We start from the raw sequence: 13,214 nt of genomic DNA, 5'->3' as shown, positions 1-13,214 counted from the left end.
CCTCCGCACAGTGACACGGCGGGCGGCCCGTTGCCAAGACGCCGCCGCGCCCGGACCCGCCGGGCGGCGGGAACGGGCGCGGGAACGGACGCGGGCGCTGGGGGTGGGGACGGGCGCGGACGCCGGGGGTGGGCGCGGCAGCGAGCGGGGGTGGGCCCCGGGGAGCGGCGGGCCGGTCAGTGCGACACCGGTGACGGCGGCGCCACGGTGACCGGGGAGGACGCGCCGGGGAGGAGGAGACTCGGCGTCCCGCTGCCGTCGGCGGGCGTGGACCAGACGTCGGTGGCCTTGCTCCCGTGGGCCGGAAGCGCGTAGGCGAGGGTGCTGTCGTCGAGCCACGCGGCCTGGTCGTCGACGCTCCGGGTCTCGGCGAGCGGGTGCTCACGGAGGTCGGCCAGGTCGAGGACGTAGAGGCGCCAGGGGGCGACCGGGTCGGCGGAGACCTTCTTCTTGAAGGCGATCCGGGTACCGTCCGGCGAGAGCGAGGGGCACTCGACGTTCTCCCGCAGGGTGCGGGCCGACCAGGCCTTGAGGTCGCCCTCGACCAGGTGAGTGCGGCCGCCCGTCGACACCGTGGCGTAGAAGCGGTTGTCGTCGGCCGCGAAGTTGACACCCCAGTAGTTGACGTCGGCGGCGTGGTAGCGGGTGTCGCCGATCGTCAGGGGGATCTCCTCCACGGACTTGATCAGGTAGCCGGTGCGCAGGTCCAGGATCGAGGTGCGGGTCGAGAACCGGCCGGCGGCGTAGGAGTCGCCGACGGCGAAGGTGGTCCAGGACAGCACCTGGCCGGAGGGCGACACCCGGGCGCGGTTGGGGATTCCGGGGACGGTCACCCTCCGGAGCTCGGTGAACCGCCGGTCGTAGACCACCGCCTCGGTGCGGGCCGGGGTGCCCGGCAGGGCCCGCAGGCACAGCGCCCGCTCCCCCGCCGCGTAGAACCGGGCGCAGGACGGACCGTCCGCCGTGCCACCCGGGCTGCGGGCGACCCGGCCGGTGGCGAGGTCACGGTAGTAGAGGCCGGGCTCCTCCAGGGTGAACGAGGCCTCCGCCGCGACGAGTTGCGGCCCGCCGCCACGTTGCCGGGCGTGCAGCACATAGCCGGTCGAGCCGCCCACGAGGACGAGGAGGGCGAGGATCAGCAGGAGCCGGCGCGACGTGAGCGACCGGAGCGTCGCCGGGCCGCTCGCCGGCGGTCCGGGCTGCATCGGGTCCGGCGCGTCCGGTGTCGGGTCCGGCTCCGTCGGGTGCGAGGTCGTCGTCGGGTGTGTCGTCATCGGGCCTTCCTCCCGGGCAGGATCCGCCAGGCGGCGGTGAGGGCGGCGGCCAGGGCGAGGGCGGCCGCGGCCAGGGCCGGGCGCGGCCCCCACCACGTCCAGGCCGCGCCGAAGCCGGCGGCGCCGACCAGGCGGGCCAGTGCCTGGCCGGTCTGCAGGACGGCGAGCCCGCTCGCCCGGCCCCTGGCCGGCAGCGCGGGCGCGGCCAGGGCCATCAGCACGCCGTCGGTGGCGGCGTAGAAGACACCGAGGAGGACCAGGACCAGCACGGCGACCACCGGTCCGGCCGGGGCCAGCAGGGTGAGGTAGGCCGCGAGCAGGGCACCGTGGCCGAGCAGGAACGGGATCCGCCGCCCGCTCCGGTCCGCGAGCCGCCCGGCCGGGACGGCGAGCAGCAGGTAGCAGGCGGCCGAGCCGAGCGGCAGCAGGGGGAAGAGCGCTGCCGGGAGGTCGAGGCCGCGCTGGAGCAGCAGGTAGAGGAAGGAGTCGCCGATGGTGGCGGCGCCGAGGAGGGCAGCGGCCACGACCACCCGCCGGAAGGCGGGGTCGGCGAGCACGCGTGCCGTGGTCCGGGCGGGCTTCGCGGGCACCGCGGTCCGGGCGGGCTCCGCCGACGTGGTGGTCGGCGTCGGCGGTGGTGTCGGCTTCGGCGACGGCGTCGGCTTCGGCTTCGGCAGCCGACCCGGCGCCCCCGGATCGGCGGGGACGAACAGCCTCAGCACCACCACGCCGAGCAGCCCGGTGGCGAAGCTGACCACGAACACCGCGTCGTAGGCGTCGGCCGTCGCCCACAGGACGAGGAACGCGACCAGCGGACCGAGCAGCGCCCCGGTGGTGTCCATCGCCCGGTGCACGCCGAACGCCCGGCCGAGCGCCTCCGGCGGCGCGCTGAGCGTGATCATCGCGTCCCGGGGGGCGGTGCGCACACCCTTGCCGAGCCGGTCGGCGGCCATCGCGGCGGCGATCCCGCCGGCCGCACCGCCCGCCAGCAGCAGGCCGAGCCGGGAGAGGGCCGAGAGCAGGTAGCCCGCCCCGGCGACGGTCCGGTGGCGGCCGCCGCCGCGGTCGGCGAGCCGCCCGCCGAGCAGCCGCACCAGTGCCGTGGCGCCGTTGAAGAGTCCGTCGAAGAAGCCGAACTGGAGGGGTGACAGGCCGAGACCCAGCACCAGGTAGAGCGGCAGCACGGCGGTGACCATCTCCGAGGAGATGTCGGTGACCAGGCTGACCGCGCCGAGCGCGACGACCGTACCGGGGACGCGCCGCCCCACCCCGACGGGGCGGGGCGGTGCGTCCGAACGGCGGCCGGTGGTGGCCAGGTACATCATCAGTGGCAGCTGTAGTTCGGGCTGGTGTCCTTGGCCTTGCCGTCCGTGCCGATGTAGCTCCAGCCGTACCCGGAGTCGGTGAAGTCGATCTTCAGCACCCCGTACTCGCCGCTGATCCGCTTCTGGCTGTTCGGCTGGATCTGCTCGATCGGGTAGGGCTCGGCGCCGCCCATCCCGCCGACGATCTCGACGATCCCGTCCGCGGTGGCCTTGCCGTCCGGGTCCTGCGGGGCGAACCGCTCGTAGTGGTGGTCGTGCCCGTTGAGCACCAGATCGGCCTTGGCGTCGTAGAGGATCCGCCAGACCGGCCGGGAGACCGGGTCGTTGCCGTGCCCGCCGGAGGAGTACAGCGGGTGGTGCCAGTAGGCGGCGACGCACTTCTTGCCGTTCGCCGCGAGGTCGGCCTTCAGCCAGTCGATCTGGGCGCTCTGGTCGAAGGCGTTGGAGTCGAGGGCGACGAAGTGCCAGTTGCCCTCGTCGAAGCTGTACCAGCTCTTGCCCTGCGGATAGGCGATGCTGCCGAAGTAGGACTTGTAGCCGACGAGGGAGCCGGCCGGGTCGTAGGTCTCATGGTTGCCGGGCACGGGGTGGGTCTTCGCCTTGAACGCGCCCCAGGTCTTGTCGTAGTAGGCCTTGAAGTCGGCCAACCTGGCGTCGTCGTACTGGTTGTCACCCATCGTCAGGTAGAACTTCGGGTCGAGCCGCTGGGCGAGGGCCGCGGTCTTCGGGTGCGCGCAGGCGCTGTCCGAGGCGGTGCACTGCGCGGCGATGTCGCCCGCCGCGACGACGGTGAAGGCCCCGCCCGGCGCGGTCGTCCCGGTCGGGGACGGTCCGGTGGGCGTGGGCGTCGGCGTGGTCCCGGTGGTCCCGTAGACCTCCATCTCGAGCAGCGAGTAGCCGTAGGACGTGCCGCGCGCCGTCCCGTACATCCGGACGTAGCGGCCCTTCCCGCTCAGGCCGGTCCACTCGTCCGTCCCGCCGTTGCCCGCCTTCTCCTCGGCCAGCTGGGTCCAGGTCGAGCCGTCGGCGGACACCTCCAGACGGTACGCCTTCGCGTAGGCGGCCTCCCAGGACAGCTTGATCCGCGTGACGGTGGCGTTCGCTCCGAGGTCGACCCGCAGCCACTGCGGGTCCTTCCCCTCCACGCTCGCCCACCGGGTACCGGTGTTGCCGTCGAACGCCTTGCCCGCCGCGTACGACGAGCTCTCCGTGGACGAGGCCGTGGCGGCCTTGCCCCGCGAGAGCAGCGGATCCGCCGCCGCTCCCGCCCGCCCGGACCAGCCGAGCAGTAGTCCGGCCACCAGCACGAGCACGGCGGCGAACACTCCGATGTGTACAGGCCTCACTGAGACTTCGGGACGCATCCCTGGACTCCCTGACCTCGATTGACGGCGAGAGCTGGACTCCGGCGCAGCCCGTGCACGGGCTGCGCCGGCAGAGCGGCGGCCCGCACCACCGCGGCGGCCGGGTCAGAGCTCTCGCTGAGCACGTCACGCCCCGGAGGTGCGGGCGCCGCGCCAAGCCGCCGTCGGGGAGCCTAGTGGTAAGTAAAGTTTACTGACAATACCTGACGCGCACCGAACTGCCGTGCGGGCAACCGGCCGTGCGCCGACCGACCGCCGGCACCGGTCCGGAAAAATACCCCCGGGGGTACAGTGGAGAAGAGGAACGAGCACGACGCACGGGCGGCACGGCCGGAACCGCGCCGCCGCCCGAGCTGGCGCCCGTCGCCGACGAAGCGGCCGCCCGCCTCCGCGCGGCCCTGGACTCCCTCGTCCGGGAGCGGACCGCAACCCGTCCGACGACGGCCGACGGGGACACCCGGTGAAGCCCCACCGAACCCCCGGGTACGAAGTCTCCGGCTAGTCTGCTCGGATGAGTCTCCTCGATGACGTGGCCGAACGCGACAACTGGCGATGCTGGGTGTGCGACGAACCGGTCGACCCCGACAAGTCGGTGAACGACCCGCGGGGGCCCAGTGTCGACAGCCGGACGGCCGACCGGAAGGCCAAGGTCGCCGAGCGGCTCGCGCACCGCGGGTGCAACACCCGCAAGGGCGCGGTCAAGGTGGTCATCGCCTGGCCGGAGCGCCTCTTCGTGGTCGAACCCGCACCGCTGATCGCCGTTGCCGCGAGACTGGAGCACAAGGGGGGCCGCGAGATCGTGGGCCGCTGCCCGACCAGGAAGGACGCCCAGGAGACGGCGGAATGGCTGGCCGACCGGTTCTCCCGGCTGACACCGGGGCTGCCGGTGACCACCCGGATCGAGGCGGGCGGCGGCCAGTTCCTCGTCGTCCTGGCCACCGGGCGCCGGTGAGGGGTTGCCCCTTTACGGCGTGCTGCGGCCCGCGTTCCCGCGTCCGGGCTTCAACGCGGCTGTGCTGTCGGGCATCGGCGGACCGTCCCCCTCTCCTCGGGCGTCACACGTGAAGGAAGATCGCAGCCCGTCCGACGAAGATCGACCGGGGTGCCCGACAGAGCCGTAGTGGGCAACCGGTCGCCCACCGGGCGCAGTACAGGCCGTGGGTTTCGCGGCCCGGAGTGCGGTCCGCGCCCGCGCGGCGCCGCTGCGGGTACACGCCTCGTCGGCGCCCACGACGACCGCCGGGACCAGGTGGCCGGCGCAGCGGCGGCAGACACCCGGCCGGGGGATCGGGTCCCGGCATTCGGCGCACTCGTCGTACCGGGCCGGTGCCGCCCGCGCAGGGGTCCGCGCGGGCGGCACCTTGTGCTCCAGGCGGTGACGGAGCACCGCCACCGCCGAATGGATCCGGAGGGGAAGGCCGGGCAGCAGGGCGGCAGCGAGGTCCTCCCGGGTCGCGCCGCGTTCCAGCCACTGGGCGACCTGGGGTGCGAGTGCCCGCGCCTCGGCCTCACCGAGGCGCAGGCGCGGCTCGGGGCGGATCACGCGGAACAGCACGGCGACCGCCTCGCGGACCTGCTCGTCCGGCAGAGCGCAAACGGCCCGGTCCTCGTCCGCCCCGCCCGCGACGGGGCCGTCGGGGAGGGAGGGCCTTTGGCTCCGGTTCTTCACTACAGGGACGCCTGCCCCACCGGCGTTCGCTCCACCGGGGCCCGGACGGGTGGCACCCGGCAGGCCGAGCTGCGGGGTGTCGTAGACGTGGGAATCGGTGCGGATCGTGCCGTCCGGCAGACGGACCTTCTCGACGCGGTAGAAGCCGGCGTCGGTCAGCTCCTTCAGCGCCTTGCGGACCGCACCCCGGCCCTGGGGGCTGCTGTCGGCCATGTGCCTCCCGTCCTCGCGCCAGCCGTCGGGCCGGGAGAGGAGGTCGGCGAGGAGTCCACGGGCGGTGTAGGACAGCCGCCGGTACTGGAGGAGGGCATTGGGCAGCACGGTGAAATTGCGCACGTGGGCGCTACGATGGACGTGCATCGGGAGTCTGGCTCCTGTTGCCGGACCCCGGGGTGTTGGTAGCACCGCCGGGGTCACCTGTTTTCGATCTGTCCACGGAACGTAGCACGTCGCACCGGGCGCCAAGGCCCTTTTGCCACAACAGCCCTGATCGCACGCCACCCGGGCCGGGTGGCGTGCATCGGGCCGCCGGGCTCAGCCGCGGCCCAGGATCTTCGCCAGGAGGCCGCCGAGGCCGCCACCGCCGCCCGTGCTCCGGTCGCAGGTGCAGCGGGCCGCCTTGGGGACACCGGCCAGGACCTGGTCGACGTGCATGCCGCACCCCGCGTAGCCGGCCTTGCCGCAGGTGCGGCACGTGGTTCGTCGACACATCTCGGGACTCCTCTGATCCGGTGGGGAGGTCTTCCTCCCCCTCCAGGATACCTGGGGGGGTATTTTTTCGGTCACCGGTCCTCGACGAGACGGAAGGCCAGACAGACCACGGCGGTCGCGTCCTCGACAGGGGTTCCCAGGCGGCTCCAGTAGCCGCGGTGCCCTTCGCGCCACTCCGCGAGCGAGGCGTCCCCCTCGCCCTCCGCCCGAGCGTGCTCCCAGGTCACCTCGCCGAAGGTGGTCACCTCCACACCGGTGATCTCGATCGCGGCGACGAACCCTCCCTCGTCGTCCACGAGCGCCAGCCGCTCGCCGGGGAGCTCCAGCTCCTCGGACTCCTCGGCGTACTCGGCGAGCAGACCGGTGGTGGCCGTCTTCCGGCCCGCCAGGACCAGGGAGTTCAGCTCGGCGCGGATCCCGTCCGGGGTGCCGAGTTCCATCGAGCGCATGCCGTTGACGCGAGGCCACATGTCGGCCGTCCCTTCTGTCGGGCACTCCCGCCGACCGGCCGGTCCGGCGCCGACCGACCGGAATCCGGCGCCCGCACCCGGGTCCGGACCACGGAGGTCACGGTCGATTTCGGTTCGGTTACGGTGTGTCGCTTTAGTGATCGATTGCGCGGGAGTGTGGCGATTGATCTTGTTGGCACCGGGACGGAGCCGCTCTCATAATTCCAGCCAGACGCGTGTTGTGCGGCCGTGACGGCCGCCCAGGTGCCCGTGAGCCGCGCGCGAAACCTTCTGCTTCTTTCCTGGGGGAACCCCTTGTCCGCGCACGATCACGTGCTGCCCGCAGCCGACCCGGCGCAGGCGTCCGCACCGGACCCCACCGTCCCCGGCGCACCCGTCCCGGCGTCCCCGCCCACCGAGACCCCGGACGCCCCGGGCCGGAAGCTGCCGCGGTCCGTCGGCGTCGCGCTGGCGACCGTCGGCCTGCTGGCCGTGACGGCGGTCAGCGCGACCGTGACGGTCGCCGTCGGCAAGCCGGAGCCCCGACCGGCCGTCGCCGCCGCGACGGCCACCGCGACGGCCACGACCGCGGCCGGCGGGACCGCGAGCACCGCGCCCGGCGCGTCCGCCCCGGCCTCCGCCACGCCGACCACCGCTCCCCCGGCCGCGCCGGCGCCCGCGCCCGCGCCGACGAGCACCCTCAAGGGCACGGTCAGCAACGGCCGGCACGACGGCGACCTGCAGTACTTCCTGCTCCCGATCCCCGAGGGCGGCGAGTCGTACGGCCCGGCCGACGGCATGCTGCTGACCGAGAAGGACATGGGCGAGCAGCTCGGCGGGGCGGACGCCATGAAGGCGCTCAAGTCCTTCGGCTACAAGGACTCCGCCACCCGCACCTACCGCACGGCGGACGGCAAGGCCGAGGTCACCGTGACCCTGCTCCGCTTCGCGACCGCCGCCCGGGCCGCCGAGGTCGCCCGCACCTACACCCTGGACGGCCTCGACCCGGTCGAGATCACCGGCGACCCGGCCGCCCACGGATACCTCGACAAGCCCAAGCAGCAGGCCTACACCGGCTCGATGAGCGGCATCTCCAGCCAGGGCGACGTGCAGTACATCATCGACGTCGAAGTGAAGGGTACCCCGGACAAGGCACTGCTCAGCGAGCTGATGAAGCGCCAGCGCGACTGGCTGACCTCCGGCCGCTGAGCCCCCGGCCCTCCCCTTCCCCCTTTACTGGAGCACTCGCATGACCACCGACCCCGTGGCGCCGTCGCCCGTCGACGCGCCACCGCCCACTCCGCCCGCCGGGGCGCCGGAGCTGCCGTCCGGCCCGCCGGAGGCCACCCCGGCCGCGCCTTCCGAGGCACCGCCCGCCCGCACCCCGCGCCGACCGCGCCCGGTCCTGCTGCTGGTCTCCGGGCTGGTGCTCGGCACCGTGGCCGGCGGCGGCGCCGGCTACGCGATCCAGGCGAACCGGCCGCCCACGCCGCTCCCGCCGATCCAGGTCGCACTGCCGTCCTACCCCGCCGGGGCGCTCGACCCGGCCGTGGCGGCCGCCGCCGCGCCCTCGCCGCTCGCCATCGACGGCGACCTGCGCAAGCTGCTGATCGCCGCGCCGAGCGGCAGCACCGCCTGGGGCGACTACCCGGACACCCCGAGCTGGATCACGGCGGGCGAGCTGGCCGAGCACGACGGCATGACCGCCGCCGTGTTCAAGCAGCTGAACACCCACGGCTTCCGGCGCGCCGTGGAGATCGACTGGAAGCAGGGCGATCTCAAGGTCCGGATCTCGCTGATCCAGTACACGGCCGACCGGGCCGCCGAGGCCGGCGCCCGTACCCTGGGCCGGTCCCTCGAACCCTTCGCGCCCGAGGCCAACGGTGGCTACCAGGTGGACTCCCGGGCCTCGTACTGGGCCGAGACCACGGAGCCCTACTACGGCGCCGACGCCGTCGCGCAGCGCGGCACCGTCGTGATGGAGGTCAAGGTGTTCGGCACCCGACCGGTGTCCCCCGAGGTCGTCAAGGACCTCGCCAAGCGGCAGTGGGAGCGGCTGGCATGAGCGACAGTGACGTCATCGTCCCCGGCGCGCCCGCGGTGCCGGCGCCCGGGGCTCCGGCCACCGCCATCCCCGAGGTCCCGGCCGTCATCCCGTCCGACGTACCGCCCGCGCCCCGGCCCCCGCGCCGACTGCTGCGGGCGGGAGGCGCGACCGTGGCTGCGGCCCTGGTCGGTGTGGTGATCGGCATCGGGATCATCGAGGTCCGCTACGACGACCCCGCGCCCGCGACCGCCGCCCCGGCGCCGGCCACCGTACCCACTCCCACCGCGACCGCCACCCCGTTCGGCGCGAAGTCCAACGGCAACCACTTCGGTTCGCTGCGCGACCTGCTACTGCCCGTCCCGGCGGGCTTCGGGCTCGGCCCGGACGACAGCGGCTTCGGCAACGACGTCGAGCTGACGGGGGAGCAGATGCTCGCCGCCGAGCTGGACCAGGAGGTGCTGCCGCTGCCCAAGGAGCAGCAGGACAAGCTCCGCAAGTACTGGAACGACCTGCATGTGAAGGCCGCCGGAGTGCGCACCTACACGACCCAGGCGGGCGAACTGACGATCAGCATGAAGCTGCGCCAGTTCAACCAGCAGGAGGTGCAGAAGCTGAACGAGTACACGGCGATCTTCACCGGTGAGACCGGCATCTTCCGCACCGGACCCACCGTGCCCGGCCATGCCGAGGCGCACTGCTACCTGCTGCCGGCGCCGCCGTCCGCACCGATCGACCGGCTGGAGTGCTCGGCCGCCCAGGGCGACCTCCTGGTCGTCATGGCGGTCGAGGGCGTGGCCCCGCTGCCCAAGGACCGGATCGTCGCCCTCCTCGCCCAGCAGCTCGACCGCCTCGCCGTCCCGGGAGCGTCCGTATGACCGACAGCGCCACGCAGCAGGACGCCTCCGTCCCGGTGGAGGGTCCCGTCCTGCCCGAGGAGACCTCCGCCCCCGCCGTCGAGGAGACACCCGTCGTCGAGGAGACACCCGTCGTCGCGGAGACGGCCGCCGCCGCGCCGGAGGACGGCGAACGGGCGGCCCGCCGCTCCCGGCGGCGCCGGGCGGCCGTGCGGTGGAGTGCGGCCGTCGTGGTCTGCGCCCTCGCCGGTACCGGGACCGCGCTGGCCGTGACGGCCCAGGAGCGCACCGACCTGCCCGGTCTGGCCACCCCGAAGGACGGCCGGTACACCTTCCCGGCCCTGGTGCTCCCGCAGCTGCCCTCCGGTCAGCCGGCGCCGAAGGAGAACAAGGGCCGCCACACGGCCGACCTGCGCGCCCTGCTCCTGCCGGTGCCTGCCGAGGCGGGCGGCTCACTCGTACCGGCTGCGGTCCCGGGCGTCGGCAGCTCGGCGTCCCCGTCCGCTCCGGGCTCGGCCTCGGCCTCGCCGACCGGCTCCCCCTCGGCGTCCTCCGCCGCCCCGTCCGGCGCCACCCCGTCCGCTGCGGCCCCGGTCGCCCGGGTCCCCTGCGAGGCGATCACCGCCGACTGGAAGGACCCCGGCGCACTGCGGGCCCTGCTGCTGCAGAAGGCCTGCCGCGATGCCGCTGTCCGCGAGTGGACCGCCGCCGACGGCACCCGGACGCAGATCCGGCTGCTGTCCTTCGGCTCCCAGGCCGAGGCATGGCCGCTGTTCGACAAGCTGCGGAGGACGGGCGAACCCAAGGACTCCTCGGGCGGCGTGGCGACCGGTGACACCCAGGGCTGGGACACGGTGTTCGGCGTCGACCTCGCCGCTCGCGAGGTGCCCGGCTCCCCGGCCGCCACCCGGATCGCCTTCCTCTCGGCGGGGAACGTCACGGGTGTGATCACCATGACCAACCCCAAGGGCGTGCCCACCGCCGCCTTCCGGCAGGTGGTGACGCTGCAGTCCGACCTGCTGGCCTGAGCACGGACTGCGGAACTGCAAACGGGGGACGGACCGGGCGGTGGCTCCGCCCGGTCCGTCCCCCGTTCCCCGTTCCCCCGTGCCCCCTGCCCCCGTAGCCCCCCGTACCCCCGCGACCGGGAGGTCAGGCGCAGTTGGTGAAGGTCGGGCTGGTGTTGGCGATGTAGAGCGTCGCGCCGGCCTGCGGGTCGTAGGTGAGCGGCACGGTGAGGGTGTCCTCGGCCGTCCAGGGGATGCCCCGGGCGTCGAAGGTCCAGGTGCCGGTCACCTTGCGGGCCAGCTCGGCCAGCGTCACCCAGCCGTACTGCTGCGGCGGGACGGACACCGCGACGCTGTTGTTGACGGTCGTCGACCCCTGCCAGACGTTGTTGTAGTGCAGCGCGGTGCTGACCACGGTGGTGAGCGCCCCGCCGGGCACGCCGCCGGAGATCTGGGTGCCCATGTCGCCGCCGATGCTGTTGGACCATCCGCTCATATTGGTGACCGAGAAGGCCTGCTGCACGGTGCCGGAGGTGTTGTTGAACCAGACCGAGGAGACGCAGACCTTCGGCAGCGGGGCCGCCGGGGCCTCGCTCTTCAGCGCCCAGGAGCAGGTCGAGATGTCCTTCTGGCACTGCTTGGCGGCGTGGTCGACGGCGAGGTTGCGGGCCGCCGCGGGGAAGCCGGTGGACCAGCGCTGGTTCACCGTTCCGTTGCAGGCGTACTGGTCGGTCCAGGCGTCGTCGTAGTTGCCGCCGAGCAGCAGGTCGAGACAGGTGTTGTCGCCGTGGTGGCGGATCATGAACGAGTCCTCGGCGCCGGGGACCGGCTGGAGGAACCACTTCTGGCTGGCCTGACCGGCACAGGTCTGCTGGCGCAGGGCGGGGGTGAACCACGCGAGGTCGATGCACTTGCCGGTGGTGTTGTTGACGATCGTGAACGAGGAGTCCGAGGCGTCGACGTTCAGCCGCCAGGACTGGTGGTAGCCCGGCGCCGAGTTGGTGACGATGTACGCGCCGTCGCCGGTCGAGCCGTTCTGGACGTCGAGCCGGCGGCCGTTGCTCAGCGAGGTGATGGTCAGGCACTGCTGCGGGGTGGCACAGGCCGCGGCGGCTCCGGTGGTGGCAGCGTCGGCCCGGGTCGCCGTGAACGGCGCGGCGGTGAGACCGAGCGCGGCGCAGCAGGTCACCAGGACGGCCGCGAGCAGGCGCAGCCAGGGGGCGGAGCGGCGGCCGGGGGCCGCGGGCGGGGCGGAGGTCGACAGCACGGGTCGGTCCTTTCGTCGGGAGGGGAGCCGTGGTGGGGTGCGGACGGGCGGCGCACGGACGGCGACCGCGTCGGCGGCGACCGTGTCGGGCGCGCCCGGGTCAGGCGGCGAAAGCGGCTTCCAGGCGCGGCACGTAGTCGACGAGGTCCTGGGCCCAGCAGCCGTAGCTGTGGCCGCCGTCGCAGGCAGGGCCCCAGCCAGCGCCGTTGCCGTAGTCGACGTAGCGGTGCGGGATGCCGAGGGCGGTCAGCCGGTCGGTGAAGCGCTTGGCGGTGCCCTCGGCCCAGAACTCCATGCCGGCGGGGTTGCCGTTGCCGTTGCCGGTGTAGACGGCGATGCCGGTGCCGGCCAGCAGTCCGGCGTGTGCGGTCGGGTCGGCGGCGTTCCAGCGCCAGTCCGCGTTGAAGACCGGGTAGGGGGTGCCGAAGATCGCGTCGCTGGACACCGTGGGTCCGAAGTCGAAGCCGCAGGGCTGTCCGCCGCTCGGGGCGCACAGTACGGTTCCGGCGTTGGTCAGGGTGCCGACGACGGCGCCGCGGATGACCATCTCGTCGGCCGAGAGGTCGTTGGCGCCGGACATGGTGAGGACCTGGCCGAAGAGTTCCGGTCGGGCCTGCGCGTAGTGCAGCGCGCCGAAGCCGCCCATCGAGAGTCCGCCGACCGCGCGGTGCTTCCGGTCGGTGAGGGTACGGAGGTTGGCGTCGACGAAGGGCACCACCTGGTCGAGGTGGAAGGTCTGCCAGTTCTGTGCGCCGGCCGCCGTGCCGCTGTCCTGCCAGTCGGTGTACCAGCCGCGCAGGCCGCCGTCGGGGATGACGGTGATCATCGACCTGGCCGCGGTCAGGGCGGGGTAGGCGAGGCCCGGGTTGGCGGGGTTGTCCGAGGCGCCGTGCAGGAAGTACAGGACGGGGTACCGCCGGTCGGGCCGGTCCGCGTAGTCGTCCGGCAGCAGGATCCGGATCGTGTGCTCGCCGGCGACCTGCGGGGTGGTCACGGTGAGGACGAAGTTCGTGGCGCTGCCGGTGACGGCGCCGACCCGGGTCAGTCCGAAGCCGTCGTTCATCGGCGGCGGGGCGGGCGCCGCGGCCCGGGCGGACGACACTCCGGGCAGGAGGAGCAGGAGGAGGGCGCCGACCAGGGCGGCGACCGCCGTCCGGGCGGGTGCCGTCCGGGCGACCGCCGTCCTGGCGGGCGCGGGCCTGGCGGTGGGCGGAGCAGCTGTCATGGGTCGTCCTTGGGCGTGAGGG

Annotated in this window: 13 protein-coding genes; 5 read left to right on the top strand and 8 right to left on the bottom strand. The window is 73.7% G+C overall.

All coding sequences use genetic code 11. The features are described 5' to 3' along the window. Positions 1–176: 176 nt before the first annotated feature. The 3 genes from BLU95_RS36550 to BLU95_RS36540 are packed head-to-tail and all read right to left on the bottom strand — an operon-like array spanning position 177 to position 3,945. On the bottom strand, positions 177–1,274 hold the full coding sequence (locus tag BLU95_RS36550) for a TolB-like translocation protein (protein ID WP_231978070.1): 1,098 nt from the start codon (positions 1,272–1,274) through the stop codon (positions 177–179). Further along, on the bottom strand, positions 1,271–2,596 hold the full coding sequence (locus BLU95_RS36545) for an MFS transporter (RefSeq protein WP_093863772.1): 1,326 nt from the start codon (positions 2,594–2,596) through the stop codon (positions 1,271–1,273). Before BLU95_RS36545 ends, BLU95_RS36550 begins: the two co-directional genes overlap by 4 nt. A gap of 2 nt (positions 2,597–2,598) precedes the next feature. Continuing rightward, positions 2,599–3,945: a discoidin domain-containing protein gene (locus BLU95_RS36540; RefSeq protein WP_231978069.1), complete on the bottom strand. Its 1,347-nt coding sequence runs from the start codon at positions 3,943–3,945 to the stop codon at positions 2,599–2,601. Positions 3,946–4,474: 529 nt separating this feature from the next. Between BLU95_RS36540 and BLU95_RS36535 the strand changes: the two genes are divergently transcribed. Beyond that, positions 4,475–4,915, top strand: coding sequence for a hypothetical protein (locus BLU95_RS36535; RefSeq protein ID WP_093863770.1), 441 nt, complete (start codon positions 4,475–4,477; stop codon positions 4,913–4,915). 12 nt (positions 4,916–4,927) lie between these two features. On the opposite strand, the gene BLU95_RS36530 is transcribed toward BLU95_RS36535, so the two are convergent. From BLU95_RS36530 to BLU95_RS36525, 3 genes are all read right to left on the bottom strand, one after another. Then, positions 4,928–5,992 carry a hypothetical protein gene (locus BLU95_RS36530; protein WP_231978068.1) on the bottom strand — a complete coding sequence of 355 codons (1,065 nt, stop codon included), beginning with the start codon at positions 5,990–5,992 and terminating at the stop codon, positions 4,928–4,930. A 174-nt stretch (positions 5,993–6,166) separates the two neighbouring features. Then, positions 6,167–6,343, bottom strand: coding sequence for a DUF8730 family Cys-rich protein (locus BLU95_RS43125; RefSeq protein WP_173862196.1), 177 nt, complete (start codon positions 6,341–6,343; stop codon positions 6,167–6,169). A gap of 71 nt (positions 6,344–6,414) precedes the next feature. Next, positions 6,415–6,813 carry an ASCH domain-containing protein gene (locus BLU95_RS36525; RefSeq protein WP_093863769.1) on the bottom strand — a complete coding sequence of 133 codons (399 nt, stop codon included), beginning with the start codon at positions 6,811–6,813 and terminating at the stop codon, positions 6,415–6,417. Between the two features lie 294 nt (positions 6,814–7,107). Here BLU95_RS36525 and BLU95_RS42700 point away from each other — a divergent pair, with 294 nt between their 5' ends. From BLU95_RS42700 to BLU95_RS42695, 4 genes are read left to right on the top strand one after another with little or no spacing between them, the layout of a single operon-like run. Then, positions 7,108–8,001 (top strand): hypothetical protein, encoded by an 894-nt coding sequence (locus BLU95_RS42700; RefSeq protein WP_093863768.1) that lies wholly within the window; start codon positions 7,108–7,110, stop codon positions 7,999–8,001. 40 nt (positions 8,002–8,041) lie between these two features. Next, positions 8,042–8,857, top strand: coding sequence for a hypothetical protein (locus BLU95_RS36515; protein WP_093863767.1), 816 nt, complete (start codon positions 8,042–8,044; stop codon positions 8,855–8,857). Further along, positions 8,854–9,714 (top strand): hypothetical protein, encoded by an 861-nt coding sequence (locus BLU95_RS36510; protein WP_093863766.1) that lies wholly within the window; start codon positions 8,854–8,856, stop codon positions 9,712–9,714. The genes BLU95_RS36515 and BLU95_RS36510 overlap by 4 nt, the downstream gene beginning before the upstream one ends. Next, complete coding sequence (locus BLU95_RS42695) at positions 9,711–10,721, top strand: hypothetical protein (RefSeq protein ID WP_093863765.1); 1,011 nt, start codon at positions 9,711–9,713, stop codon at positions 10,719–10,721. Before BLU95_RS36510 ends, BLU95_RS42695 begins: the two co-directional genes overlap by 4 nt. Before the next feature lie 124 nt (positions 10,722–10,845). On the opposite strand, the gene BLU95_RS36500 is transcribed toward BLU95_RS42695, so the two are convergent. Beyond that, the gene (locus BLU95_RS36500) at positions 10,846–11,967 is read right to left on the bottom strand and encodes an RICIN domain-containing protein (protein ID WP_159425152.1); all 1,122 of its coding nucleotides are present in this window, start codon (positions 11,965–11,967) and stop codon (positions 10,846–10,848) included. 100 nt (positions 11,968–12,067) lie between these two features. After that, the gene (locus BLU95_RS36495) at positions 12,068–13,192 is read right to left on the bottom strand and encodes an alpha/beta hydrolase (protein ID WP_197698661.1); all 1,125 of its coding nucleotides are present in this window, start codon (positions 13,190–13,192) and stop codon (positions 12,068–12,070) included. Positions 13,193–13,214: the final 22 nt, after the last annotated feature.

It is taken from the genome of Streptomyces sp. TLI_053 (assembly GCF_900105395.1).
GTDB lineage: Bacteria > Actinomycetota > Actinomycetes > Streptomycetales > Streptomycetaceae > Kitasatospora.
Note: the sequence above shows the minus strand (reverse complement) of the source record. Positions and strands in the feature narration are given on the sequence as shown.

Bases quoted from the DNA above. Each gene is read 5' to 3' on its own strand.
- BLU95_RS36550 (WP_231978070.1), bottom strand. From the start codon at position 1,274: ATGACGACACACCCGACGACGACCTCGCACCCGACGGAGCCGGACCCG.
- BLU95_RS36545 (WP_093863772.1), bottom strand. From the start codon at position 2,596: ATGTACCTGGCCACCACCGGCCGCCGTTCGGACGCACCGCCCCGCCCC.
- BLU95_RS36535 (WP_093863770.1), top strand. From the start codon at position 4,475: ATGAGTCTCCTCGATGACGTGGCCGAACGCGACAACTGGCGATGCTGG.
- BLU95_RS36530 (WP_231978068.1), bottom strand. From the start codon at position 5,992: ATGCACGTCCATCGTAGCGCCCACGTGCGCAATTTCACCGTGCTGCCC.
- BLU95_RS43125 (WP_173862196.1), bottom strand. From the start codon at position 6,343: ATGTGTCGACGAACCACGTGCCGCACCTGCGGCAAGGCCGGCTACGCG.
- BLU95_RS36525 (WP_093863769.1), bottom strand. From the start codon at position 6,813: ATGTGGCCTCGCGTCAACGGCATGCGCTCGATGGAACTCGGCACCCCG.
- BLU95_RS36515 (WP_093863767.1), top strand. From the start codon at position 8,042: ATGACCACCGACCCCGTGGCGCCGTCGCCCGTCGACGCGCCACCGCCC.
- BLU95_RS36510 (WP_093863766.1), top strand. From the start codon at position 8,854: ATGAGCGACAGTGACGTCATCGTCCCCGGCGCGCCCGCGGTGCCGGCG.
- BLU95_RS42695 (WP_093863765.1), top strand. From the start codon at position 9,711: ATGACCGACAGCGCCACGCAGCAGGACGCCTCCGTCCCGGTGGAGGGT.
- BLU95_RS36495 (WP_197698661.1), bottom strand. From the start codon at position 13,192: ATGACAGCTGCTCCGCCCACCGCCAGGCCCGCGCCCGCCAGGACGGCG.